This window comes from Streptomyces sp. NPDC046925 (assembly GCF_040644915.1).
Taxonomy (GTDB): Bacteria; Actinomycetota; Actinomycetes; order Streptomycetales; family Streptomycetaceae; genus Streptomyces.
On the sequence record NZ_JBEYWZ010000002.1, the window covers coordinates 390996 to 416764 of the forward strand.

19 protein-coding genes are annotated in these 25769 nt (G+C 71.0%); 11 read left to right on the forward strand and 8 right to left on the reverse strand.

All coding sequences use genetic code 11. From position 1 onward, the window contains the following. Positions 1 to 17: 17 nt before the first annotated feature. From narH to hemG, 5 genes are read left to right on the forward strand one after another with little or no spacing between them, the layout of a single operon-like run. Entirely contained in the window at positions 18 to 1565 is a 1548-nt protein-coding gene (gene narH, locus ABZ906_RS08160; RefSeq protein ID WP_361379017.1) for a nitrate reductase subunit beta, read from the forward strand. Continuing rightward, positions 1562 to 2263, forward strand: coding sequence for a nitrate reductase molybdenum cofactor assembly chaperone (gene narJ, locus ABZ906_RS08165; protein WP_361379020.1), 702 nt, complete (start codon positions 1562 to 1564; stop codon positions 2261 to 2263). The genes narH and narJ overlap by 4 nt, the downstream gene beginning before the upstream one ends. Continuing rightward, positions 2260 to 2988, forward strand: coding sequence for a respiratory nitrate reductase subunit gamma (gene narI, locus ABZ906_RS08170; protein WP_361189979.1), 729 nt, complete (start codon positions 2260 to 2262; stop codon positions 2986 to 2988). The genes narJ and narI overlap by 4 nt, the downstream gene beginning before the upstream one ends. Continuing rightward, on the forward strand, positions 2985 to 4199 hold the full coding sequence (locus tag ABZ906_RS08175; RefSeq protein WP_361379023.1) for a TIGR04053 family radical SAM/SPASM domain-containing protein: 1215 nt from the start codon (positions 2985 to 2987) through the stop codon (positions 4197 to 4199). The genes narI and ABZ906_RS08175 overlap by 4 nt, the downstream gene beginning before the upstream one ends. Continuing rightward, positions 4187 to 5599 carry a protoporphyrinogen oxidase gene (hemG, locus tag ABZ906_RS08180; RefSeq protein ID WP_361379026.1) on the forward strand — a complete coding sequence of 471 codons (1413 nt, stop codon included), beginning with the start codon at positions 4187 to 4189 and terminating at the stop codon, positions 5597 to 5599. The genes ABZ906_RS08175 and hemG overlap by 13 nt, the downstream gene beginning before the upstream one ends. A gap of 77 nt (positions 5600 to 5676) precedes the next feature. Here hemG and ABZ906_RS08185 read toward each other — a convergent pair whose 3' ends face one another. Together ABZ906_RS08185 and ABZ906_RS08190 are read right to left on the reverse strand one after the other, a co-directional pair. Beyond that, entirely contained in the window at positions 5677 to 8661 is a 2985-nt protein-coding gene (locus ABZ906_RS08185; RefSeq protein WP_361379029.1) for a CARDB domain-containing protein, read from the reverse strand. 365 nt (positions 8662 to 9026) lie between these two features. Continuing rightward, positions 9027 to 10328 (reverse strand): PAS domain S-box protein, encoded by a 1302-nt coding sequence (locus ABZ906_RS08190; protein WP_361189988.1) that lies wholly within the window; start codon positions 10326 to 10328, stop codon positions 9027 to 9029. A gap of 324 nt (positions 10329 to 10652) precedes the next feature. Here ABZ906_RS08190 and ABZ906_RS08195 point away from each other — a divergent pair, with 324 nt between their 5' ends. Genes ABZ906_RS08195 through ABZ906_RS08205 form a run of 3 tightly spaced genes read left to right on the forward strand, consistent with a single transcriptional unit; the run spans position 10653 to position 15411 of the window. Next, positions 10653 to 12026, forward strand: a complete 1374-nt coding sequence (locus ABZ906_RS08195; protein ID WP_361379032.1) for an ATP-grasp domain-containing protein — start codon at positions 10653 to 10655, stop codon at positions 12024 to 12026. Next, positions 12023 to 14062, forward strand: coding sequence for a PEP/pyruvate-binding domain-containing protein (locus tag ABZ906_RS08200; RefSeq protein WP_361379035.1), 2040 nt, complete (start codon positions 12023 to 12025; stop codon positions 14060 to 14062). The genes ABZ906_RS08195 and ABZ906_RS08200 overlap by 4 nt, the downstream gene beginning before the upstream one ends. After that, positions 14062 to 15411: an MFS transporter gene (locus ABZ906_RS08205; protein ID WP_361379038.1), complete on the forward strand. Its 1350-nt coding sequence runs from the start codon at positions 14062 to 14064 to the stop codon at positions 15409 to 15411. The genes ABZ906_RS08200 and ABZ906_RS08205 overlap by 1 nt, the downstream gene beginning before the upstream one ends. 18 nt (positions 15412 to 15429) lie before the next feature. On the opposite strand, the gene ABZ906_RS08210 is transcribed toward ABZ906_RS08205, so the two are convergent. Next, entirely contained in the window at positions 15430 to 16068 is a 639-nt protein-coding gene (locus tag ABZ906_RS08210) for a hypothetical protein (RefSeq protein ID WP_361379041.1), read from the reverse strand. A 240-nt stretch (positions 16069 to 16308) separates the two neighbouring features. Between ABZ906_RS08210 and ABZ906_RS08215 the strand changes: the two genes are divergently transcribed. Continuing rightward, entirely contained in the window at positions 16309 to 17406 is a 1098-nt protein-coding gene (locus ABZ906_RS08215) for a hypothetical protein (RefSeq protein ID WP_361379044.1), read from the forward strand. A 6-nt stretch (positions 17407 to 17412) separates the two neighbouring features. Here the strand turns inward: ABZ906_RS08215 and ABZ906_RS08220 are convergent, their stop codons facing one another. Next, entirely contained in the window at positions 17413 to 17874 is a 462-nt protein-coding gene (locus ABZ906_RS08220; RefSeq protein ID WP_361379047.1) for a MarR family transcriptional regulator, read from the reverse strand. Positions 17875 to 18070: 196 nt separating this feature from the next. Here ABZ906_RS08220 and ABZ906_RS08225 point away from each other — a divergent pair, with 196 nt between their 5' ends. After that, on the forward strand, positions 18071 to 19600 hold the full coding sequence (locus tag ABZ906_RS08225) for a CoA transferase (RefSeq protein ID WP_361379050.1): 1530 nt from the start codon (positions 18071 to 18073) through the stop codon (positions 19598 to 19600). 49 nt (positions 19601 to 19649) lie between these two features. Here the strand turns inward: ABZ906_RS08225 and ABZ906_RS08230 are convergent, their stop codons facing one another. Together ABZ906_RS08230 and ABZ906_RS08235 are read right to left on the reverse strand one after the other, a co-directional pair. Further along, positions 19650 to 20714, reverse strand: coding sequence for an LLM class flavin-dependent oxidoreductase (locus ABZ906_RS08230; RefSeq protein ID WP_361379053.1), 1065 nt, complete (start codon positions 20712 to 20714; stop codon positions 19650 to 19652). Between the two features lie 569 nt (positions 20715 to 21283). After that, positions 21284 to 22108, reverse strand: coding sequence for a TauD/TfdA family dioxygenase (locus ABZ906_RS08235; RefSeq protein WP_361379056.1), 825 nt, complete (start codon positions 22106 to 22108; stop codon positions 21284 to 21286). A gap of 494 nt (positions 22109 to 22602) precedes the next feature. On the opposite strand from ABZ906_RS08235, the gene ABZ906_RS08240 reads away from it, so the two are divergent. Further along, entirely contained in the window at positions 22603 to 23643 is a 1041-nt protein-coding gene (locus ABZ906_RS08240) for a sulfotransferase (RefSeq protein WP_361379059.1), read from the forward strand. Positions 23644 to 23704: 61 nt separating this feature from the next. Here ABZ906_RS08240 and ABZ906_RS08245 read toward each other — a convergent pair whose 3' ends face one another. Both ABZ906_RS08245 and ABZ906_RS08250 read right to left on the reverse strand, forming a co-directional pair. Continuing rightward, a complete protein-coding gene (locus ABZ906_RS08245; protein ID WP_361379062.1) occupies positions 23705 to 24850 on the reverse strand; it encodes an acyl-CoA dehydrogenase family protein in 1146 nt (381 codons plus the stop codon). A 10-nt stretch (positions 24851 to 24860) separates the two neighbouring features. Next, positions 24861 to 25688, reverse strand: coding sequence for an SDR family oxidoreductase (locus tag ABZ906_RS08250; RefSeq protein WP_361379065.1), 828 nt, complete (start codon positions 25686 to 25688; stop codon positions 24861 to 24863). Positions 25689 to 25769 lie beyond the last annotated feature (81 nt).

Here is a 25769-nt window from a genome sequence, read left to right on the forward strand (position 1 = left end):
TCACCAATAGACGCGTGATGGCACAGATCGCGATGGTCATGAACCTCGACAAGTGCATCGGCTGCCACACCTGCTCGGTCACCTGCAAGCAGACGTGGACCAACCGGCAGGGCACCGAGTACGTCTGGTTCAACAACGTCGAGACCCTCCCCGGCCAGGGCTATCCGCGCCGCTGGGAGGACCAGGACAAGTGGAAGGGCGGCTGGGAGCGCACCCGCTCCGGCAAGCTGCGGCTGCGCTCGGGCTCGCGTGCCAAGCGCCTGGGCACCCTCTTCGCCAACCCGGACCTGCCGGGACTCGAGGACTACTACCAGCCGTGGAGCTACGAGTACAAGAACCTCACGGAGGCCCCGGCAGGCGACGACCTGCCCACCGCCCGGCCCGTCTCGCAGGTCACCGGCGCCCCCATGGAGAAGATCGAATGGGGCCCGAACTGGGACGACAACCTGGGCGGCGCGCCCGAGCACGGGCCGCGCGACCCGGTCGTGGAGAAGATCCGCGACGAGGTGGGCGAGAAGATCCGCTTCGAGTTCGAGCAGTCCTTCATGTTCTACCTGCCGCGCATCTGCGAGCACTGCCTCAACCCCGCGTGCGTCTCCGCCTGCCCCTCCGGCGCGATGTACAAGCGCTCCGAGGACGGCATCGTCCTGGTCGACCAGGACACCTGCCGGGGCTGGCGGATGTGCGTCAGCGGCTGCCCGTACAAGAAGGTCTACTTCAACCACGCCACCGGCAAGGCCGAGAAGTGCACCTTCTGCTTCCCGCGCGTCGAGGTCGGTATGCCCACGGTGTGCTCGGAGACCTGTGTGGGCCGCATGCGCTATCTCGGGGTCATGCTCTACGACGCGGACAAGGTCGCCGAAGCGGCCGCCGTCGAGGACGAACACGATCTGTATCCCAGCCAGTTGGAGTGCTTCCTCGATCCGCACGACCCCGCGGTGCAGGCCGCCGCGCGCGCGTCCGGCATCACCGACGAGTGGCTCGCGGCGGCCCGCCGCTCCCCCGTCTACGACCTGATCGCCACCTACCAGGTCGCGCTGCCGCTGCACCCGGAATACCGCACGATGCCGATGGTCTGGTACGTGCCGCCGCTCTCCCCCGTCGTCGAGGCCGTCGCCGCGACCGGGCACGACGGCGAGGACGCGGGCAACCTCTTCGGGGCGATCGACGCCATGCGCATCCCGGTGGAGTACCTGGCGGAGATCCTCACGGCGGGCGACACGGCCGTCGTCGACGCCGTGCTGCACCGGATGGCCGCCATGCGCGCCTACATGCGGCGCATCAATCTCGGCGAGGAGCCGGACGAGAGCGTCGCACGGGCCGTGGGCCTGACGGGCGTCGAGATGCGCGACATGTTCCGGCTGCTCGCCGTGGCCAAACTGGAGGACCGCTTCGTGGTGCCCAGCGCGGCGCGGGCGGACGCGGACGCGCTGGCCGAGGCCCATCCGCTGGACGCACCGGATCCGGCGGCGCAGGCGTCCTGCCCGGTCGCGGGGCTCCCCGATGCCGCCGGAGCCCCCGCACGCGTCCTGCTCAACCTCGGGGCCACCCGGAGGACCGCATGAGCGCGCCCGCCACAGCACCCGCGACCTCGACGGTCACCGCCGACGACGTCACCCGGCTGATCGCCGGCCGCTGCCTGGAGTACCCCGAGACCCGGCTGTACGCGGAGCTGCCCGCCCTGCGCCAGGCGCTCGACGAGGCCTCGCCCGAAGCCGCCGCGCTCCTGTCCGGGTTCCTCGATCACGTCGCCGCCACCGCGCCGCTCGACCTGTGCGCGCAGTACACGGCCACCTTCGACACCCGCAACCGCCGCTGCCTCTACCTCACGTGGTGGGCGGACGGCGACACCCGCAGGCGCGGCATGTCCCTCGTGCGCGTCAAGCAGATCTACCGCGAGCACGGTCTGCGGTACGCCGACGAGGAACTGCCCGACTTCCTGCCCGTCGTCCTGGACTTCGCCGCCCGCCGCCCGGAGGCGGGCACCGCCCTCCTCGAGGAGCACCGGGTCGGACTCGAACTGCTGCGCCTTGCCGTAGCGGCGGCCGACACCCCCTACACGGCGGTCCTCGAAGCGCTGTGCACCACGCTGCCCGGCCCTTCCCCGCAGACCAGGGAGGAGGCCAAGGCGATGGCCCGCAAGGGGCCGCCGCAGGAACTCGTCGGCATCGGCTCACCGCCGACGCCCTTCGGGGCGGTCATCGACCTGCCCTGGCCCGCCCGCTCCGCTGACCACGCGATCCCCGAAAGGCCGTCGGCATGACCGATCTCCTCCTGTGGGGCGTGCTGCCCTACGTCTCGATCGCGCTGCTCATCTCGGGCACCGTCTGGCGCGCCCGCTACGACCGCTTCGGCCGCACCAGCCACTCCTCCCAGCTGCACGAGTCGCGGCTGCTGCGGATCGGCTCCCCGCTGTTCCACTTCGGGATGCTGTTCGTCGTACTCGGCCATGTGGTGGGCCTGTTGATCCCGCAGAGCTGGACCGACGCGTTCGGCGTCAGCGACCACACCTACCACCTGGTGGCGGTCGGCACCGGCGCGGTCGCGGGCGCCGCCGCCATCGCCGGGATCGGCGTGCTCGTCTACCGCCGCTTCTCGGTGCCCGCCGTGCGCCGTGCCACCCTGCGCAGCGACCACCTGATGTACACCTTCCTGCTCGGCGCGATCGTCCTCGGGCTCCTCGCGACGATCCTCAACTCCACGGGCGCGACGGGCGATTACAACTACCGCGAGGGCATCTCGCCGTGGTTCCGCTCCCTGTTCACCTTCTCCCCCGACTACGGGCTGATGGCGGGCGCGCCCCTGGCCTTCAAGCTGCACATCCTCTTCGGCTTCACCCTCTTCGCGCTCATTCCCTACTCCCGTCTGGTGCACATGTTCAGCGCCCCGGTGCGGTACGTCTTCCGGCCCTTCGTCGTCTACCGCAGCCGGGACCCGCACCGCCTCACCCCGCGCCCGGAGCGGCGCGGCTGGGAGCGGGCCCGATGACCGCCGCTCTTGAAGCCCCGGCACCGGCCGACCCCGGAAAGCTCGTGCGCACGCCCCGGCACACGGTCGCGGACCGGCCCTTCCTGGTCATCTGGGAGGCGACGCGGGCCTGCCCGCTGGCCTGCCTGCACTGCCGGGCCGAGGCCAACACCCGGCGCAGCCCCTTCGAACTCGACGGCGCGCAGGCCCGCGCCCTGATGGACCAGATCGCAGCGTTCGGCCGGCCCCATCCGCTGTTCGTCATCACCGGCGGCGACCCGTTCCAGCGCCCGGACCTTGCCGATCTCATCGCGTACGGCACCGAGTTGGGCCTGCGGGTCGCGGTGTCGCCGTCGGGCACACCCACCCTCACGCGGCGCAATCTGACGGCGGTGCGCGACGCGGGCGCCGTCGCGCTCTCGCTCAGCGTGGACGCGTCCACCGCCGCGCGGCACGACGCCTTCCGGGGCGTCGACGGGGTCTTCGACCTGACGCTTCGGGGCTGGCGCACGGCCCGCGACCTCGGCCTGAGGGTGCAGATCAACACCACGGTGTCGCGGCACAGCCTCGACGACCTGGCCGACATCGCCGCTCTCGTCCGCCGCGAGAAGGCCATGCTGTGGTCCGGGTTCCTGCTCGTGCCCACCGGCCGTGGCGCCGATCTTGCCTCGCTCGGCGCCGACGAGACCGAGGACGTCCTGCACTTCCTCTACGACTGCGGAGCGTTCATGGCCACCAAGACCACCGAGGGCCACCACTTCCGGCGCGTCGTGCTCCAGCGGACCGCCCTCGCCGAGCGGGGCGAGACTCCCCGCACCGGGGAACTGCACGCACGTCTGACGGCACGGGCCGCCGCGCTCGGGCTCTTCGACGGCGAGCGGCGGACGAACCGACGGCCGCCCATGGATGTTTCCTCGGGGCGTGGCTTCGTCTTCGTCTCGCACACCGGCGAGGTCACGCCCAGCGGCTTCCTGCCGCTGTCGGCGGGCAACGCCAAACACCGCCCGCTGACCGACATCTACCGCACGTCCCCGCTGTTCACCGCGTTGCGCGACCCCGGACAGCTGCGCGGCAAGTGCGGCCGCTGCGAGTACCGCTCGGTGTGCGGCGGCTCGCGCTCCAGGGCCTACGCCGTCACCGGGGACTACCTGGCGGCGGACCCGTGGTGTGCGTACGAGCCGGGGGCGACGGATGCCCCTGACTACTCCAAGGAGTCCACGTGCCCTCAGTGATCGTCATCGGCGGCGGCATCAGCGGTCTCGCCGCGGCCTGGGAGCTGCGCGGCAAGGCCCACGTCACCGTCCTGGAGGCGGGCGACCGCGTCGGCGGCAAGCTGCGCATCGGGACCCTGGCCGGCATCCCCGTCGACGAGGGCGCGGAGTCCGTGATGGCGCTGCGCCCCGAAGCCGTGCGCCTCGCGGAGGAAGTCGGTCTCGGCGACAGCCTGTGCGACCCGGAGCCGGCTCCCGTCACCTTCTGGACGCGAGGCGCTCTGCGTCCGCTGCCCGCGGGTCACGTGATGGGCATTCCCGCGGACCCGGCCGACCTCTCCGGCAGCGGCCTGCTGTCCGACGAGGGGCTTGCCAGGCTCGCCCGGGAGGAAGCGATCCCGGCGCACCCCGTCCTCGCCGACGGAACCAACGGAACCGATCGAACCGACATCAGCATCGCCGGCTATCTCGCGCCCCGGATCGGCCAGGAAGCGGTGGACCGCCTCGTGGAGCCGCTGCTCGGCGGGATCTACGCGGGCCGCACCGATCAGCTCTCGCTGCGCTCGGCGCTGCCCTTCCTCGCTCCCGTCGCCGCCTCGGACGAGTCCCTGCTCGCCGCTCTGCGCCGCCGCCGGGAAGGCCGGCGCACGGCTCCGGGGCCGAAGCCGAGCGTGGTGCGGGGCATCGCGGGCGGCACCGGCCGGCTGCCGCGCGCGGTGGCCGCCGCGAGCGGGGCCCGCGTCCTCACCAGCAGCACCGCCCTTTCCCTGGAGCGCGCCGCGGGCAGCCGCTGGCGGGTGCACGCGGCCACCGAGTACGGTCCGGCGACGCTGGACGCCGACGCGGTGATCGTCGCGCTGCCCGCGCACGCGGCGGCCACGCTCCTGGGCCCGCACTCCCCGGCCGCCGAGGCCGAGCTCGACGCCGTCCGCTACGCCGGTTCGGCCGTGGTCACCATGGCGTTCGCCCGCAGGTGGCAGGACGGCCCTTCGCCGGACCTCAACGGCTTCCTCGTCCCGCCGGTGGACGGCCGCACGATCAAAGCGGCCACCCTGCTCTCCCACAAGTGGGCCTGGCAGCGTGAGGAGGCGCCCTCGAAGCTGATCCTGCGCGCTTCGGTGGGCCGGGTGGGCGAGGAGCATCTGCTCGGCCTCGACGACCGGCGCCTGGTCACCCTCGCCCGCACGGAACTGAGCCAGGCCCTCGGCCCGTTGGGCGACCTGCACGCATCGAAGGTCACGCGCTGGCCGCAGGGCCTTCCGCAGTACGAGGTGGGGCACGCGGACCGTGTCGCCGCCATCCGTGAGGCGGTCGGCAAGCTGCCCGGTGTCGAGCTGTGCGGGGCTCTGTACGAGGGGGTGGGCGTCGCCGCGTGCGTCGCGACGGGGCGCGCGGCGGCACAGCGCTTGCGGGAGGAGTAGGAGGGCAGCGGTGAGCCGCCCGCCCCCGCTGACCGGGGACGGGCGGCTCTTCCTGCTTACTGGGGTCGGCGTCGCCGCTAGCGGGCGGTGAACGCCCGGACGGAGGACTTCTTGGCACCTCCTCCGTTGATCACGAACTGCGATCCGGGCTCCTTGAAGATGTCGCCGTCACGCGAGCCGCTGATCGTCACGTCGGTGAGCGTCGCGCTGCCGCGTGCGCCGCCCATGGCGAGGATGCCCGAGCCGTTGTTGGACTTGGAGATCGTCACGTCGGAGATCTTCACGTCCGGCATGGCACCGCCACCCGTCTTGAACTGGATGCCGTCGTAGGTGGAGTCATGGATGTCGGTGTCGCGGATCGTGACGCCGGGGATGTCGGGGCCCTGGGCGAACAGGGTGATGGCGCCGAACTCCTGGTCCTCGTTCCAGAACGCGCCGCCGGTGCGGTAGAGCCCGTTGTTGGCGATCAGCGTCTGCCCGGTGAAGGGGATCGGGTCATGGTCGGTGGCGAGCATGATGCCGGGGTAGTTCATGGTGTCGTACACCAGGTTGTTCTCGATCTTGTTGCCGTAGCCGCCGTAGACCGCGATGCCGTTGGCGCGCCAGGGCAGTTGCACGGTGTTGTTGCGGAAGGCGTTGTCGTGGCCGACGTCCGTCGAGGTGTCCTTGACGTACTTGCTGGCCCAGACGGCGAGCGCGTCGTCGCCGGTGTTGCGGAAGGAGGAGTTGAAGACGGTGGAGTTGCGGGTGCCGTTGGTGAAGTTCACGCCGTCCGCGTAGGTGTTGCGGATGCGCATGCCGTTGAATTCCAGGCCGTCGCCCGGTCCCCACAGTTCGGGGATGTTGCTGTAGTCGCGACCGACCCACGCACCCACGTTGGCGTGTTCGATCCACACATCGTTGATCTTGGTGTTCTTGCCGAAGCGGCCGTTGAGGCCGACGCCGCCCTCCGCGTTGCCGTCGCCGCCGCGGATGGTGCCCGAGCCGAAGATGGCGATACCGGAGATCTTGGTGTTGTCGTCGATGTCGAAGCCGAAGTTGCCCTCGTGCGGATGGTTGATGCCGCCGGCCTCGTGAGGCGGGGTCAGCGTGTAGAGCTGGGAGTGCCACATGCCCGCGCCGCGGATCGTGACGTCACGGACGCCCACCTGGTTGAACTGGCCGCGGTTGAGCGGGTCGTCGGTGAGGATCTTCTGTTCCTGGCGCCACTGCCCGGCGGGGATCCACACGCAGGCGATCTCGCCCTTCTGGTCGGCGGTCACGGCCTTCTGGATCGCGGTCGTGTCGTCGATGCCGTCGTTGGGGATCGCCCCGTAGGAGGTGATCGAGGTGCACTCGGCGGGCTTGCTCGCGGCGGGCGCCACCTGCTCCAGGTCGACCAGGTCGACGATGTAGAACGCGGCGTCGTCCCCGGCGTCGCGCTGCAGCTTGAACTTGGTGCCCTGCGGATAGGTCTGCGTGAGCAGGGCGTGCGACTCGTCGAAGAGCCGGCGGGCGTCGCCGCCGGGCCGGTTGGTCAGGCCCTCGGGCTGGTCGGTGTTGCCGTACAGCCAGCTGTGCTTGGAGGAGAGGTTCAGCTTCTGCACGAACTTGCCGTCCGCGTAGAGGCTGAGGGTCTTCTCCTGGCCTCCGCCGCCCGGCGCGTCGGGGATGGAGTTGCGTACGACGATGGAGTTGGCCGCGCTGGTGGAGGTGAACTCCACGAACTGGCCGGTGGAGTTGAGCCGCACCGACTTGCGGCCCGAGGACTCGGTGGCGAAGTTGGTGTGCCCGAAGGTGCGCTCGGCGTCGGCTTCCAGGAGCGTGCCTTCGTAGCGTCCGTCTTCCGCCTCGTACTCGACGTACGGCACGGCCGCCCCGCGTCCGACCACGATGGAGCGGGCGAAGACGTTGTTGTTCTCGTTGGTCTCGGCGACGGTGTCGGTGGCGTCGGCGGTCGCGGTGAGCGTGGCGCCGCCGCTGGTCGCCGTCCAGCTGCCGCTGATGTTCACGGTGGCCGTCTCGCCCGCGGCGATGGCCGGGGCCGTGCCGTTGAGGGTGGCGTCGCCCACCGTCAGCCGGGTCACCGATCCCGCGCCGGCGCCGCTGGTGCCGCGGTTGTGGACCTTGGCGGCGAAGGTGACCTTGGCGCCCACGGCGGGGTTGGCGGGGCTGGACGTGATCCCGGTGACCTCGAGGTCGGGGCCGGGGCTCTGGCTGACGGTCAGCTTGTCTTCGGCGGTGCGGCTGTTGTTGTCGTCGTTCTGTTCGTCGATGGTGTCGGTGGGGTCGACCACCGCGGACACGGTGTAACTGCCCTGCGCGCGCTTGCCGATGTCCACCTTGACGACGGACGACTCGCCGGCGCCGAGCGCGGGCACCGCGGCGCTGCCCGCGACGGTGCCGCCGAGGCTGACGTCGGCCGTGGTCGCGGCGGCGGCCGCGCTGCCGGTGTTGCGCACCGTGGCGCTGACGTCGATCTTGTCGCTCTCGGAGGGCTTGGCGGGATCCCAGGTGAGGTTCGAGATGGTCAGGTCGGGGTGGGGAGCCGGGGTTCCGATCACCTGGAACTCGGCGGCCTGGGCGCCGTATCCGGAGCTGTTGCTGTAGATCTTCAGCTGGACGTCGGCGTACCGGCCGCTGACCGGGATGGTCACGGAGTTGCGGTTGCCCGAGGGGCTGAAGCTGTAGTCGGCGCGCGCCTTGAGGGACTTGAAGCCCTGGGCGGACTGCTCACGCCCGAGCACCTCGATGTTCTGCGTGCGAGTCGCCCAGGCCGCGTCGGGGTTGAGTTTGACGACGACCGATTCGAGGTCGGCGTTGGCGCCGAGCTTCACCGTCAGCGTCGAGGGGTGGCCGCTCGACTCCCAGTAGGTGTTCGTGCTGTTGTCGTTGGCGTTGGTCGCGAAGTAGTTCTGCGTCGACGAGGACGCCTCGATCGGCTTGTTCAGGGCGAGGTTCGCGGGCTCGGCCTTGGGGCGCGCGGGGGCCGCGCCGGCGCTGGCGGGCACCAGGCCGAGGGCTATCAGTCCGGCACTGAGCGCGGCGGTGATCAGCCGCCGGCTGCGTTGCTTCCATCTCATGGCGTCCTCTGTTCCACGGGGGCTGCGGGTGCCGCGGTGCGCCGTGGCGGCGCAGCACGGGGAGGAGCGGAAGCTTCGCCGACACGGGTGTATATGACATTTTCTGCATCCAGTCGATTTCTTGCTCCCACGAGAGCACAGATTTGCCGTACGCCACAGGAATGTCAACGCTTCGCGCACGTCATGCAACTCCCGGTCGACTCAGCGCAGTTCTGCTTGCGCAGCCCCCGCTACCGCCACACCCCTGGCCAGCGAGGTGGCGGGGCACACCAAAGACACGCTCAGACCCCGCCTAAGACGCGAATTTCTTGCTCGATTCCATCAAGTTCTTGCGATCTTGCGCAGGGTCGGACAGCCCGCGTACGTCAGACCGTGCTGAGCGGATGCGCCGCCGTCGCCGAACGCGGGGGCCAGGCACGGGGAGCGAGGATGCCGAGCACGTAGGCGCGGGCCACGAGGGCGGGGCGGGTGGCGGCGCCCAGAAGGTGGCGCAGGCGGCTGAGGTGGTAGTCGACCGTCTGCCGCGACAAATTAAGCGAGGCGGCGATGTCGCCGTTGCTGCTGCCCTCCGCCAGCAGGGACAGGATGCGGATCTGCGCGGCTGTCAGCGCCGGATGGGCCTCGTGGGCCAGGCTCTGATGGGTGACCACGGCCCAGACGTGCCGGGCCCGGCCCGCGGAATGGCCGATCGTCGTCAGATGCAGCTGCGCCCGGCGCTGCAACCCCTCGGTGTCGACGAGCACCGCGGACGTCTCCACCCGTCTGACACGGCGGGCTATCAGGCCGTTCCACCGGCGGTGCAGCCGCTCCAGGTCGAGATCGGGTTCGGGGGCGAGCAGGGTGTGCGCGCGGCGGCCGACCAGATCGGGCAGGCTCAGACGGAACAGTTCGGCGGCCGCCGCGCTCGCCTCGACGACGCGTCCGTTCACCGAGAGCAGGGCGCAGGGCAGGCCGCTGTGGTCACGCAGGGCTTGCAGGTTCTCCTCCGCCTCCTGGCGCCGGCGTGTGGCACGCAGGTGGTCGGTGATATCCACGTAGATCCCCGCGACGCAGGTCTGCGCGTTCTCCCGTACGGGGAAACGGTGGCCCACCGCCCGGCCCGCGCTGCCGTCCGGGCGCCGGTAGCCCAGGGTGTGGCGCACCGCCGTCCCGCGCGTGAGGATCTCCTGGTCGAGGGCGCGGAACTGGTCGGCCTCGGCGGGCGCGTCGAAGTCCTCGATGCACTTGCCCACCAGGTGCTCCGGGACGGTGTTGTAGAGGTGGGCGTAGGCGTGGTTGGCCCATAGGTAGCGCCCCTCGCAGTCGCGGATGAAGGCGGCTGCCGGGGCGAGGTCCACGAGCTCCGCGAAGGCCGCGTAGCGGCGCGGGGCCACGGCCCGGGCATCGACCTCCACCGCAAGGCCGCGCGCCCTGCTGTGGACTCCGCCCTCGCGCAGGGGCCAGCTGACGTCGAAGGTGCGGCCGTCGAACCGGGCCTGCCTGCGGCCCTCCCGCGACGGCTGCCCCGGCGCCGCGAGTTCCTGGCGCATCCGGTCCAGGAAGCGCTGCGCGGTGTCCGTATCGGCGAACGCGCCGCCGCCCCGCTCCAGCACCCGCCACGCCTCGTCGACTTCCCACCAGAACACGGGAAGGTGCTCGAGCAGTGCCTTGAGGCTGGAATCATCCACAGCGGTCTCCGTCCGTGTACGACTGGCTGACGCACAGTCACAGCGCATTGGACAACCCGCACCGGCCCGGCGCACGCCCGGTTCTCGGCCGATGTCCCGAAAGGGTGGTCGGCCACAACCACCCGACTCGCCCCGCGACTCAGGCATTTGCCTGAGTCGCAGGCGCCCGCAGTGGCTCCGCACGCCCCCGCCGACTGGTCCCCTTGAGTAAGCGGGTGAACACACCCCGCCACATGGATGCCGGGGGATTTCCCCCGGATCCGCAGGTATCGCCGCTGCCGACGGCGATGCGTACCCACCGGACGAATCGGGAGACGAATTTCAGTGAGCAAGGTGCTGCTAGTGCATGCCAAGGGTGGTCCGCCGCTCGGTCACGTCCTGTCCCGGACGGCCGCCAGAGCGGAAGTGCACCTGCTGGCGCTCAGCGCTCTTCCTCCCACCGTGGCGGACTCCGCCCGCGGCCTGTGCGCCTCGATCGCCATGCCGTCCGACGCGCAACGCGCCGACCTGGTGTCTTTGATCGTCTCGGAAGCCAAGGCCGTGGGCGCGGACGCGGTGCTCACCTTCTCCGAGTACGCGGTCGTGGCCGTCGCCGAGGCCTGCCAGGCGCTCGGCCTCGCGGGGGCCGGCAGTGCCGCCGCGCTCGCCCGCGACAAGCGGCTGATGCGCCGCACCTGGCTGGAACACGACCTGCCGCAGCCCGAGTTCCGCCCCGTCACCACGGAGGCGGACCTGCACGCGGCGGCCGGGGCGCTGCCCGGCCCGCTGCTGCTCAAAGCCGCCTGGAGCGCGGGCTCCACCGCACACCAGATCATCCGCTCCCCGCACGAGGCATCCGCCGCCTGGGCCCGGTCCCGCGAAGTGATGGCCGAATCAGCCCAGTTGGGGTACGCGGAACTGCATGTCGCCGAGGCCGAGGCGGACTTCGTCGTCGAACAGATCGTGACCGGCACCGCCGCGCACTGGTTCGACGAGCCCGGCTGGGGCGACTACGTCAGCGTCGAGGGCGTCGTCGCCGACGGCACCTTCCACCCGGTATGCCTCAGCGGCCGGATGCCCACCATCGAGCCCTTCACCGAACGTGCGGGCATCACCCCCGCCCTGCTCCCGCAAGACGCCCAGGACCGGATCGTGGATCTCGCGCGCCGCGCGGTGGATGCCCTTGGCCTGCGCGACTGCGGGACACACACCGAGATCAAGCTCGGCGCCGACGGCAGCATGTGGCTCATCGAGACGGCCGCCCGGTTCGGCGGCGCGATGACCGTGCCGCAGATCGAGGAGGTCTTCGGGCTCGACCTCATCGGCATGCTCGTCGACCACCTCCTCGACCGCCCGGTGACCTGGCCCGGGCACTGCCTCACCCCGGCGCAGGCACGCGGCGCGGCGGGCTCCCTGGTCGTCCTGGCCGTCGACGGCGACGGCGAGGCCTGGCAGGACCGCAGGGTCTGGGACTTCCCCGTCGTGTCCGGGCGCGTGCCCCTCAGCCCCGGCAGCGAGTTGTCGGTGGTCGCGGAGAGTTCCCTGGCCGACGGCAGCATCGTGCCGGTGTACGACCCGGCCGCCGGCGCCAACACCATGGCCGCCCTGTGCCTGCTCTCCGCCACCGACCCGCGCACCGTCCTGCACGACTTCGAAGCCCTGGTCAGTGCCCTGCCCCGGGTACTGCCCGCCGCGCAGCCCGAGGAGGTCTCGGCATGACCGCCCAGTTGTTCACCGGCCCCGCCGAGCCGGTCACCGACCGCACGGTCATCGGCGAGAACCTCTCCCTGCCGCTCTTTCGCACCCTCTCCGGCGTCCTGGCCGGGCACCCCTACCTCAAGGTCGTCGTCGACCGCGCCGAGAACACCTGGCACCTGCTCGACACCGCCGCGCACCCCTTCCACGTCAACTACATCGCCACCCGCGTCCTGGGCATGGAACTCAGCGCCCTGGACGCGGATCTGGACGCGTTCAACGCCTCCGTCTACATGGACCCCGGGCGCCGCTTCCTGCTCGGCGTGCTGTCCCTGCACACCGAGCAGGAGACGGAAGGGCCCGAACGCACCTTCCTCGTCCTGGAGACGACCGAGGCCGACACCATGCACGGCGAACTCCTCGACTTCTTCTACGAGTTCGTGCGCACACGCGTCGACGGCAGGCTGCCGCTGCTGCTCAAGCCCGCCAACCACGGGCAGGAGGAGGCTCTTGCGGCCATCAGCGAACTGCGTGTGCCGCGCATCCTGAGCCACGAACTCTTCGGCTCCAGGACCCGGACACCGCTGAACGCCGGCGAGGCCACCGGACGGCTGCGGTTCTTCGCTACCCACGAGGCCTACACGGCGGCCGAGGGCTCGCTCGGCTGGGCGGACATCGTGGCCATGCCCTGCCTGCCCGACGACGTGCCGCGGGTGGCCGGATTCCTCAACACCGCGCCCATCACCCCGCTCTCGCACACCAACGTCCTCGCCTCCGGCTGGGGCATACCCAACGCGATCGTGCGCGATCTGGAACAGCTCGTCGAGAAGGACGCCCTGGACGGCGCATGGGTGCGCTACCGGGTACGCGAGGACGAGATATCCCTAGAACGCCTTGACCACGAACCGGCCCTGCACGCCCCGGCCTGGCACCAGCAGCGCATCCGCCTCGAACCGCCCCTGCTCGAAGACGCCCCCGTCCTGGCCCTGCACCGGCTGCGCAGCGCCGACCGCGACCGCTACGGCACCAAAGCGGCCAACCTCGGCGAACTGCACCACGTGCTCGACAGCCGCACGGCCGACCTGACCGCCTTCTACGGCCGGCCCCGCCCGCCGCGCGAGCACCTCCTGGGGCACCTGGCAGCCCGCCTCGGCCTGAACGCGCCCGCCACGGGCGAACTGCGCGCCAAGGCAGCCGAATTCGTGGCAGGAGCCGTCGACGCCCCGCAGGGCGTCGCCCTGCCCTTCGCCCTCCAGCAGCGGTTCCTGGCCTCGTCCCCCGCCCTCCAGCAGGGCATCGGCAAGCTCAAGATGGCACTCGAACTCGACGCCACCGACGTCCTGGACTCGCTGTGCCTGCAGCTTCAGCACCTGATCCGCAGCACGCCCGTGCCCGATGCGGTCACCCGGCAGCTCAGCCAGGCCTTCCCCGCCGCCGACGACTCGCGCGGGCGCCTGGTGGTGCGCTCTTCGTCCAACGCCGAGGACCTGCCCGGATTCTCCGCGGCCGGGGTCTACGACTCCGTCACCACCGTCCACGGCACCGGCGAACTCCTGGACGCCGTACGCCAGGTGTGGGCCTCCCTGGTCTCGCCCCGCAGCGTGCGCCTGCGTCACCAGGTCGGCATCTCCTTGGACGACACCTACATGGGAGTGATCATCCAGGAGTACGTGCCCGCCTCCCTCGGCGGCGTCCTGGTGACCTGCAACCCCACCCGCCGCGAGGACTTCCGCAACGTCTACCTCAACTGCTCCCCCGGCTCCCCCGAGCAGGTCGTCGACGGGTCGGTCCTGCCGCAGCAGTACCTCTACAACACCGTGGAGGGCGGCGGCCGCACCGTCGCCCTGGGCTCCTGGAGCGACGGCCTTCCCGCCGCCACGCGGGCCCGCCTCGCCGACCTGTCCCTGACCGGGCGGCTGTTGCAGTCGCACTTCAGCGGGGCCGGCCTCGGCGGATCCGAGTCCGGCGAAACCGACGTGGACCAGCCGCTGGACATCGAGTGGCTGATGACCGAGCAGGGCGACTTCCGGCTGGTCCAGATCCGCCCGTACGCGCTGTGATGGCGCGCTCCGACCGGCTGGAGAAGAACACCGGCCTGACGCACACCGCCCGCCGCATCATCCACCTCAACTACGGCTTCCAGCTGCTGTTCAACCTGCTGTGGTGGATGCCGGTGTTCTACGCCTTCCAGAAGTCGGCCGGCCTCTCGGACGGACAGATCTTCGGCATCCAGAGCATCTACTACGTCGCCTTCTGCCTGTTCGAGATCCCCACCGGCCTCATCGCCGACCGGATCGGCACCCGCAACTGCCTGCGGGCCGGAGCGGTGGTCATGACGGCGGCGAACCTGGCGCCGGTGATCAGCGCCTCGTACACCGGCTTCCTGCTCCACTTCCTGGCCATCGCCGCGGGCCGCTCCCTCACCTCGGGCGCGGCGAGCGCCTACCTGTACGACGGTCTGCGGGCCGAAGGGTGCGACGAGCATTACCTGAAGGCGGAGGGCACCGCGCGGGCCCTGGGACTCGCGGCGAAGGTGGTGTGCTGGCCGCTGGTGGGTCCCCTCATGGCCGTCGCCCACTCGGCGCCGTACGTGCTCAGCGCCGCGAGCGCTGCGGGCTCCCTGGCCTGCGCCGTCGCGCTGCCCCGGCTCGCGGGGCAGGGCGGCGGTACGGGCAAGGCGGCCGACCGGGCGGACGGCGGGCGCAGGGGCGGGGCGTTCCTGCGCGACGCGAGCTCCGCACTGCGCTGCGTCGCCTCGTCGCGGTGGCTGGCCCTGGTGATGGTCCAAGGCGTGGCGCTCTTCACGCTCTCCCGGATCTGCCAGGTCAACCTCTTCCAGCCGATCCTCCTGGACCACGGCATCGCCGAGGCTTCGCACGGCGGTGTCCTGGCCGCGATGACCGTGGCGGAGGCGGTGGCATCGGCCCGCCCCCAGTGGCTGAGCCGCCGGCTGCCGCCGGTGGCCTGGGTCTCGATCCTCAGCCTCGTGCTCGCGGGCACCCTGGCGGCCATGACGCTCGGCGGACCGTGGGCCGTGGTGGCGCTGCTGTGCCTGTTCGCCGGCGCGACCGGCTTCGCATACCCCGTCCAGCGCAAGCTGGTGAACGACGCGGTGCCCGCCAACGCCCCGCGCGCCACGCTCCTCTCGGTCGAGAGCATCGTGGACCGCGCGGTGTGCGCGCTGGCCGCGGTCGCCGCAGGCGCCTATCTCTCCGCCGGGCACCTGGACGCCCTGCTGTGGCACAGCGCCCTCGCCACGGCGGTGCTGCTCGGGGCCTTCCAACTGCTGCTGCGCAGCGGGGTGATCAAGCGGGGCCAGGAGGAGCGGCCCGCCGGAGCGCTGCCCGTACACGCCGAGGCCCCGGCCATGGACACGGACCGAGGTGAACGCGGCAGGTCACGGTCGTAGCCGGGGCACGGGCTTCGATCAGCCGGACCGGTGGCCCAGCTGGTCGACCAGCCCGACCGGCAGGAACGCGGGCCGGTGGGGCCGGTCGACCTGGTATCCCACGAAGCCCAACGAGGAGGCGACCGTGATCTCCTCGGCCGTCTCCGCCTGGTAGACGACCCGGCAGTGTCCCGAGCCGGCCTTCGCCCGCTGCCACAGGGCGGGGGCCGGTTTGCGTTCGGCCTCGGTGCGCGGGGTGAGGATCCGGTCGCCGAAGTCCTTCCACGCGAAGGGCGCGGAACCCTGCCAGGTGGCGTCCACCTCCTTCTTCAGGCGGGCGGCGCGTTCGGCATCGGTCGCACCCCAGGAGGACGGGACGTTGGTGATCAGGCCGACCTTGATGTGACGTTCGCGCAGGGCCCGCAGGTAGGAGGCGGCGCCGGGCCGGTAGCCGGTGCTTTCGTCTTCGGTGGTGTGCACCAGGGTCTCGCCCAGGTCGAAGTACACGATGGGGCAGGCGCGTTCGCTCCCCGTGCGCGCGACGGGGTTCGTTTGCGCGACGCCGCTCGTGTCCGCGGGCACCGCCGCGCTCGACGCGGCGCACAGCACGCTCGACACCAGGGCTGCGCCCAGCGCGAGGCTCACACGGAGCGAGCCCTGTAAGGCGGATCGGTTCATGGCGTCGTCGCCCTTCTCTTGCGCACCACGAGGATGCGCGAATGTTCGGTACATGACACATACGTGCCGGTCCGGTGGTCCAGATCGCCCTACCCCCGAACACCGCGTGGCACGCCGGTCGAAATCAGGCCGACTCACGCCGCCCACTCGGCCGGCCTCGTCTTCCGCAACTTGTGCGATTATGCGGACGCGCGCCCCCGGGGAGTGGGCTGCGGTCTGCTGAGTGCCGGGGGGTTGGGGATGGGTGCGGGTACGGAGCCGGATGGCTCGTCCACGTCCGACGAGGAGTGGGAGCGTTTTCTGCGCGAGTCGGTGGAGAGTACGGCCGACGCCCCCAAGGAACCCTCGGCGCGGGCTCGCGACGTGGCGCAGCGGCTGCGTGCGGAGCCCGGCGCCCCGCAGGGATGGCGCACCCACACGCCCGCGCGGCCCAAGCGGCGTACGGGCTGGTACGTGGCCGGGCTGCTTGCCGCGCTGGTGCTGCTGGTGGTGGCGCTCGCGCCGGGGCGGGTGGTGGACCTGTTCAGCGGCGACGACTCCGACTCTCCGCCCCTGGCGGCCGAGACCGCCCGCCCGACCGGGGCTCCTCCGACGGGGTCGGCCCAACGGCCCACCGAGGACGAGCCGTTCCGCGGTTCGCCGGCGGCCAGATGGGCGAACGGAGCGGCGGGGATCACCGTGCCGAAGGCCAAGGCGGTCGGCTGGATGAGCGAGGCCGAGGTCGAGCGGGCCCTCGCCCGCAGCCGGGACTTCCTCGTCGCGTCCGGCCTGGACCGCGGAGTACTGCGGGGCGAGCGCCCCGAGAAGGCGATCGCACGGATCAACCCGCTCCAGGAGGACATCCAGGGCTTCCTCAAGACCGCATTCCGAGCCCCGAGCGAGAAGAACGACCCCCTTTTCCTCTTCAGCCGCTTCCAGCCCTCCCGCACCCGCCTGGTCGGCGACGTCGTGAAGACCCGCGGCCTGCTCACCTACCGGGAGGGCGAGCGCGGCGCGCTCCAGGTGACCGCCGACGTCACCTTCGTCTACCCCACCGCACGCGCGGACGCGGGCGGCGACGACAGGATCGTGCGCACGATCGTCCGGCGCGAACTGGTCCTGAGCTGGAGCGACCCCGACAAGGTGAACATCGAGCCGGGCACGTTCTCGATCCTCTCGTACAAGTACGACATGACCAACGGCGGCTGCGGCGCCCCCACCGGCTACTTCCGCCCGCCCTACGGCACGGACCACCCGGAGGACGCGACCGGTTCGGAGACCGACCCGTATGACCGCAGCGCGCCGGTCGCGCGGGGCGAGAGCTCCGGGGACGAGTGCAAGAAGGCGACACGGTCCTAGCGGGCGTCATCTCTCCTGCCGGGTGCGGGCTTCCTCGGTGACGGCGGAGGCAGCGTCGTTGTAGCGGGCGAGCAGGCCGCGCAGGGCCCTGACCTCGTCCGGGGACCAGGCCTCGGTGCGGGTGTCCACCTCGCGGTGCATCAGGGCGTCGGCGTGCGCGAGGAGTTCCAGGCCGCGGTCGCTGGGGTGCAGGATCTGGCCGCGTGCGTTGTCCGGGTCGGCTTCGCGTACCACGAGGCCCGCCTGGTGCAGGGCGGCGACCTGGCGGCTGATCGTGGACTTGTTGATGCCGTAGAGGCCGACCAGGTCACGCGCGCGGGCCCCGCCTCGTTCGGCCATCTCGGACAGCAGCGAGTACTCGACGAAGCTCAGGTCGGGGTGGAGCCGCTCGGCGTTGGCCCGGAAGCGCCGGGAGAGGGTCACCAGCTCGCGGACGAGGGCCTGTATCTCGCGGTCGGCATCGGCCACTTGGCTGTTTCCTTTCCTCGTCCCAGCCCGCACCGTGAGTTGCATTTTGCATCACCGGCAGCCCGGGATTACGCTCGTGTTGCACATTACAACTGAATACGGTCATGCGCCGCCCGGAGAGCCGGCGCGCGGCCGCTTCCCGGATCGAGCCCGCCCCGACATCCGCACCACGCACCACGCAAAGGCGGCAGCACCCATGAGCGCCGAAGAACTCACCGACCGCATCCAGCAGGCCATCGCCCACCCGCTCACCCGCGACGACGGCTTCGACATCCACCGGGCTCTGCGCGAGGTCCTCGCCTCGGTCGGCCTCCGGCCCGAGGACAGCGGCGGAAGCATCGAATTCATCGGCAGCGACCCGATCGTCCCGAGCATCATGCGCCTCGGCGCCGTGCCCGCCCTGGGCATGACCGCCAAGTCCGTTGCCCTGGCGGCACTCTGGCGCCTGCGCGGCGGCGAAGGCCAGGACATCTCGATGGACCTGCGCAAGGCCCCGCACCGGCTCTGCCCCTTCTACGACAAGAAGTGGGAACTGCTGAACGGCTATCCGGGCGGCGCTCCCTCGGACCCGGCCAACCCGCTCGGCTTCGACTTCTACCGGGCACGCGACGGCCGCTGGGTGATGCCGCTCAACCCGTACCCGAAGATCAAGAACGCCGTCTACAAGCTCCTGCGCACCTGGCCCGAGAAGCAGGCCGTCGCCGACGCCGTCGCCCGGTGGGACGCCACCGACCTGGAGCGGGCCGGCGAGGAGATCGGCGTGGTGATGCCCGTACTGCGAACCACCGAGGAGTTCCTCGTGGAACCGGCGTACGAGCACATCGCACAGGAACCGCTCATCAAGATCGAGAAGATCGGCGACAGCGAGCCCGAACCCCTCGCCCCCACCGCCGACCAACCGCTCTCGGGCGTACGCGCGCTCGGCATGGGCCACATCATCGCGGGCGCCGGCGTCGGGCGTGACCTGGCCCAGCACGGAGCGGACGTACTGAACATCTGGCGGCCCAACGAGCTGGAGCACGACTCCACGTACAACAGCGCCAACGTCGGTGTCCGCTCCACCACCATCGACCCCTACGGCCCCGCGGGCCGGGCGCAGATCCGCGAACTCCTCTGTGACGCCGACCTCTTCTACGCCAACCGCCGACCCGGCTATCTGCGGCAGATCGGCCTGAGTGCCGAACAGGCCGCGGCGATCCGGCCCGGCATCATCCACGTCAGCCTCTCGCTCGCCGGTGAGAGCGGCCCGTGGGCGCATCGCGTCGGCTTCGACCAGACCGCCGGGGCGCTCAGCGGCATCATGCTGATGGAGGGCGAGGACGGTGTCACGGCCGGGCCGACCAGCACGCCGGGCCTGCCCTACATCAGCGTCGTCAACGACTACGTCCTGTCCTGGCTGGCCACCACCGGCGCGCTCGCCGCCCTGATGCGCCGCGCCACCGAGGGCGGCAGCTACCGCGTCACCCTCAACCTCACCCGTATCGCCGCCTGGATCCTCAGCCTCGGCGTCTTCGACCGGACCTACGCCCGCGAGACCGCCCTCGATCCCGACCCGGGCTCCCCCCACGCCTACCTCGACCCGGACACCTTCACCGCCGACACTCCCTGCGGCCACTACCAAGGCGTCACCGACCAGGTGGTCATGTCCAGGACCCCCGGCCGCTTCCGCGACATCCTGGTCCCCCGCGGCAGCAGTGCGCCTGCCTGGCTCCCCCGCCCCAGCTGACTGCCCCTCGATGGTTCCTACCGCAGCCGGTTCCTACCGAGGCCGGTTCCTATCGCAGCCGGGGCAACAGCTGGTCGCCGATCCGGCGGGTCTCCTCCTTGTAGGGCGTGTCGGACAGCACGAAGTGTGTGACGCCGAGCGCCCGGTAGGCCTTGAGGGCAGCCGCCACCTCGTCGGGCGATCCGACGAGCCACGTGGTGCCCGCTCCCCCGCCACCGAACCTACCCGGCGCGGTGTACAGGCAGGTGTCCAGGACCTCGCCGCGCTCGGCCAGGTCCAGGAGCCGCCGCTGGCCGACCGCGGTCCTGCGATTGCCCATCCAGGTGCCGATCTCGCCGGCGTCGGCCGCCATCTTGGCGACCTTCTCCTCCGCCGCGCGCCACGCCTCCTCGGTGGTGTCGCGTACCACGGTCGTGATCCGCAGCCCGTACTCCAACGGCGCGTGGCGGCGCCCCACCTGATCGCTCAACTCCCTCAGGCGTGCGATGCGTTCGGCGATTCCATCCAGCGGTTCGCCCCAGAAGAGCTGTACGTCGGCCTCGCCGGCCGAGACACGTTCGGCCGCCTCGGACGCGCCGCCGAAGTACAGGGTCGGATGGGCCCGCTCGTCCCTGGCGTAGGGGCGCGGGCTGACCGTCGAGCCGGTGACGTGGAAGTGCTCGCCTTCGAACGTGACGTTCTCCTCGGTCCACAGGCGCCGTACCAGGTGCAGGAACTCCCGGGTGCGGGCGTAGCGCGCGGGAGGCTCGACGGTGGTGTCGCCGTAAGCGGCCGGGCTGTCGATGCCGCTGACGATGTTGACCAGGACGCGGCCTCGGCTGAGCTGGTCGAGCGTGGCGGCGGCGCTCGCGAAGTGCGCGGGCTGCCAGTAGCCGGGGCGGACGGCGATCAGGGGTTTGAACGTCGTGGTGCGCGCGGCCAGGGCGGTGGCGACGGTGAAGGTGTCCGGGCGCCCCCACCCCGTGCCGAGCAGCGCGCCGCCCCAGCCGTGGTCCTCTGCCGTGCGGGCGAGTTCGGTGGAGTACTCGATGGAGCCCCAGCCGGATGTCGTGTCGTCACCGCGGTGGCCGGGCTGGACGGTGTTGGGGATGTACCAGAGGAATTCCGGACTCATCAGGCTTCCGATCACTGTGGGTTTCGGTGGTGCAAGTGGCGCTGGGGCGTGGTGGATTCAGGTCGTGCGGTGTCCCGGGGGGGGGCGGGGACACCGCTGTCCAGGCTTTGCGGCCACTGCGAGCAGCCCGACGCAGACGCACGAGGGCGTGAGGCAGACCGCGGCCGCGGTGCGCTGTCCCATCCGCCGGATGCCGCCGGCAGCCCCGCGGCGGCCCCGGCAAGAACCTGCACGGCGGGGCACAGCAACGGCAGCAGCGCCCGGAGCACGGCGAGCGAGCGCGGCCGCCACCCCCGCGAGGAGGAAGGCGGCCACGCCGACGAGGAAGTACCGCTTGCGCCCGTGCGCGTCGCCGAGGCTGCCGCCGGGGACCAGTGCGAGGCCGAAGGCCATGGAGTAGCCGGCCACGATCCACTGCACGTCCGCTGCACCGGCCGCCTGCGACTGCCGGCGACTGCCACATGCCGGGCACCGCGATGTTCGGCACAGCCTGGCCCAGCAGGGTCGTCGCGCCCGCGGCCAGGCGGACCAGCAGGACGCGCCGGGCGGCGCGGTCTTCCCCGGAGCATTCAGGCACGCGCCTCCGGCACGACGCCGGTCTCCGGCTCCACACCGATGACCTTGCGGTAGACGCGCGCGCCGTCACCGTAGTCGTCGACGGCGTAGTGCCAGGTGGCGCGGTTGTCCCAGAGGACGAAGTCGCCGGGCCGCCAGCCGAAGCGGATGGTGTAGTTCGGCGAGGAGGCGTGCCGCAGGAGGTGGTCGAGCAGCACCTTGCTCTCCGCGGGCGTCACACCGGTGAGGCCGGTGGCCGAGGTGCTGATGAACAGGCCCTTGCGGCCGGTGGCCGGATGCGTCAGGACCACCGGGTGCTCGATGGTCGGTCCGCCCGCGGTCTTCTTGCTGCCCTGCGCGTAGTTCTCGGCGTTGCCGTCGTAGACCGCGCTCACGGACTCGAGCAGCTGTTTGAAGGGCGTCGACAGATCGTCGTACGCCGCCTGCAGATCCGCCCACAGGGTGTGGCCGCCCAGCTCGGGCACCACCTCGTACGTCAGCGACTCGATCGCGAAGACCGGGTCGCGCCACAGGCCGCCGATGTGCCAGGTGCTCGCCTTGCCGGTGTGCCGCACGTTGTACGGGTAGACCAGCGGGTTGGCCTGATCCTTCGCCGCGGTCGGGTGGTCGAAGGGCTCGGCGAAGATCCGTACGGCGGCGACGTGCTGGTCGGGGGTCAGGTGCTGTCCGCGGAAAACGAGGACCTTGTGCTCCCGGAAGGCCTGCCGCAGCTCGTCGGCAGTTGCCTCGTCGACGGGGGCGGTCAGGTCGACGCCCGTGATCTCGGCGCCGAAGCGCGGTCCTGCCCTGAGGATGTCCAGAGTGGCGACGGTGGTCATGGTCTTCTTCTCCTCCTTGTGCGGTGCGGCTTGCGCCCGGGGGCGCCAAGACCCCACCTCAGGTGGTCGAACACGACGTGCTGAACCGGCCGTCCGGCAGCGGGCGGCCGGGATCGGCGGGGGTCAGGTCAACGGGGTCCGCGTACTGCGGAGTGCCGGGGCTGCGCGGAGCGATACGGCCGGACGGCAGGGCGGGCCGGCCCGGCGCAGAGGAGGGGTCAGCTACACACCGCGGTGGCGACGCGCATCAGATCGATGGCCCGTCGCTTCCGAAACCGCTGGCAGATGCACATATCGCAGAAGCTATGCCCGCGCCCCATGCCGGTCAAGGCACACGTGCCACGCGCCACCAGGCTGCAATCGCCCTTTCATGGGCCCGCCATGCGCGCGTTACGACCTGCGGCACCCTCCGCTCGCCTGCGCCCTCTGGTGTCGTCAGGGTGAATGTGCTGAGGTGCACACAGCCCCGGACCCCCTCACCCGGCCCTCGGAGAGTGACTTTGCGCAGTCTGACCTTCGTCATCGGTACGGGCCGCAGCGGCTCCACCGCGCTGTCCCGCATCCTCAGCACCCACCCCGACGTGCTCAGCCTCAACGAGTACATGGCCTCCGTGGGGGACGCGGCCTTCCCCGAAGGCCGGGTCCCGGGCGCCGAGTTCTGGGAGGCCCTCGTCCGGCCCACCCCGTACTTCGCGAACATGATCCGCAGCGGGCTCCTGATGCCCGAGTTCCTCTACACGCGCCGTCCGGGGCGTTACTCGGCGCACGGCACCGGCATCCCCGCGCTCTCCCTCATGGTGCTGCCCCACCTCACCGACGACCCCGACGGCCTGCTCGACGAGATCAGCGCGGCGGTCATCGGCTGGCCCGATCGGACCGCGGCCGAACACCACGAAGCGCTCTTCGAGTGGTTCAAGGCGCGGTTGGGGCGTACCGCCGTCGTGGAGCGCTCCGGATATTCGACGGGCTGGGCCCCGGGGCTGCGCGCCGCCTTCCCCTACGCGAAGTTCGTGCACCTGTTCCGCGACGGGCCCGACTGTGCCCTGTCCATGAGCCGCCACCCCGGATACCGCGTGATCACCCTGATGCGTGAGATCAAGGAACGGACGGGCGTCGAGAGCTTCGCCGACCTGACGGACGAGGACGTGCGTTCCCTGCCGCCCGATCTGGCGCCCCTGCTCGACGAGCGTTTCGACCCCGCCCTCGTACAGGAGCGGGACTTTCCGCTGGTCCGGTTCGGCGCACTGTGGTCCGAACTCGTCACCCAGGGGGCGCAGTTCCTCGACGAGCTGCCCGAGGTCCAGCGCATGACCCTTGCCTACGAGGAACTCCTCGACGCGCCCCGGCAGGAACTCGCCCGCCTCGCCGCTTTCACCGGGGTCGAGCCTTCGGGCCCGTGGCTGGACAGTGCGTGCGCCCAGCTCGACGACAGCCGCCGCGGCTCGGCCGAGAAGCAGCTGACGGCGGCCGAACTCGACGAGCTGAGGGAGAGCTGCGCTCCGGGCAGCCGGGCTCTGGGGGTCAGTCCAAGCTGACGGACCGCGCTTCTGCGGGACACCGCTCCATCAGGTGTCCCGCAGCAGTGCGGGCGCTCTGCTAGGCGACCAGCGAGCGTCCGATGATCTCCTTCATGATCTCGGTGGTTCCGCCGTAGATACGCGTGGCCCGGCTGTCCGCCCACGCCCTGGCCACGGCCTGCTCGAGCATGTAGCCGTGGCCGCCGTGCAGTTGGACACAGGCGTCAAGCACCTGCCCCTGGAGTTCGGTGCACCACCACTTGGCCTTGGCAGCGTCCTGCGGCGTCAGGGTTCCCTCGTTGCATTCGCTGACGCTGCGGTCCAGGTACTGCTGGGCGACATCGGTGGCGGTGACGAGTTCGGCCAGGCGGTGGCGGACCGTCTGCTGTGCCGCCAGGGCCTTGCCGAAGGCGTGGCGTTCCCGCACATACGTCAGGGTCCAGTCCAGGGCGGCCGTTGCCTGGGACAGCGCGCTGACGGCGATGGAGAGGCGCTCCTGGCTGAGGTTTCGGGTGAGCGCCTTGAAGCCCTCGCCTTCCTCACCCAGCAGGTTCGCTGCGGGGACGCGCGCACCGGTGAAGGCGAGTTCGGCGGTGTCCTGGGCGTGCATACCGACCTTGTGCAGGCGCCCGGCCCGGTGGAAGCCCTCCGTGTCGCGCTCCACCATCAGGAGGCTGAGGCCCTGGTGGGGGTGGGGGCCGGTGCGGACGGCGGTGATGACGAGATCGGCGTTGATTCCGTTGGTGATGAAGGTCTTCGCGCCGTCGATCACATAGTCGTCGCCGTCCCTCACGGCCTTGGTGCTGATGGCGGAGAGGTCGGAGCCGGTGCCGGGTTCGGTCATCGCGATCGCGGTGATGAGCTCTCCGGAGGCGATTTTGGGCAGCCAGCGCTTCTTCTGCTCGTCGGTGGTGAGGCTGAGCAGGTAGGGAAGGCAGACGTCCGCCTGGAGCGTGGGTCCCAGGAGGGCGGGGGCGACGGCGGCCGCGGCTGCTTCTTCTTGCAGGATGACGCTGTAGCGGAAGTCGTGGATACCGGCGCCGCCGTACTCGGGCGGTATGGCGATGCCCAGGGCGCCCAGCGAACCGAGCCCGGTGAACAGCGTGCGGGGCACGATGCCGTCGCTCTCCCAGTCCGGGTAGTACGGCACCACGTCCTTCTTGAGGAAGGCGCGGACACTGTGGCGGTAGTCCTCGTGCTCGGCGTCGAACAGGATGCGCTTCATGGGGTGTTCCTCACATCGAGAAGCCGCCGCCGCAGACGAGTGTCTGGCCGCTGACGTAGTCGGAGTCGGGGGTGCACAGGAGGTAGACGGCGCCGGCCGCTTCGGCGGGCGTCCCGGCGCGGCCCAGGGGGATGGAGCGCTCCATGGCGGACAGGAGATCGGGATTGACGCCGACCTTGATGTCGTTTCCCTCCACGTGAATCGTGGCGTCCTGGTCTGCCGGCGCTTCGGTGAGACGGGTCTTGATCAGTCCGAAGGCCACGGTGTTGACCGTGACGTTGTAGCGCCCCCACTCCTTGGCCAGGGTGCGGGTCAGGCCGGTGACACCGGCCTTGGCGGCGGCGTAGTTGGCCTGGCCCGCGTTGCCTCCGAGGCCGGCGATGGAGGAGATGTTGACGACCTTGCGGCAGCGCGGGGTTCCGGTCCGTGCTTCCTTCTTGGCCGCGGCGCTGATGACGGGCTGCGCGGCGCGCAGAATGCGGAACGGCGCCTTGAGGTGGACGTCCAGGACGGCGTCCCACTGCTCGTCGGTGAGCTTCTGGATGACGGAGTCCCAGGTGTACCCGGCGTTGTTGACGATGATGTCCAGGCCGTCGAAGTGGTCGAGGGCGGTCTGGACGAACCGTTCACCGAATCCGTCGTCGGTCACGTTGCCCACGCAGGCCACGGCTGCGCCGCCGACGGCCTCGATGGCGGCGACCGTGTCCTTGGCGGGCTCGGGGTCCAGGTCGTTGACCACGATCCGGGCGCCTTCCCTGGCCAGGCGGAGTGCGATCTCGCGGCCGATCCCGCGGCCCGAGCCGGAGATGACGGCGGTTTGTCCTTCGAGTGTTCCCATGGTGGCTCCTTTGTCGTGCGGGGTGGTGCGCTACTGGGTGGGTGTTGCGCCGCTGCCGGGCGGGGTGCCGGGCAGCTGCTG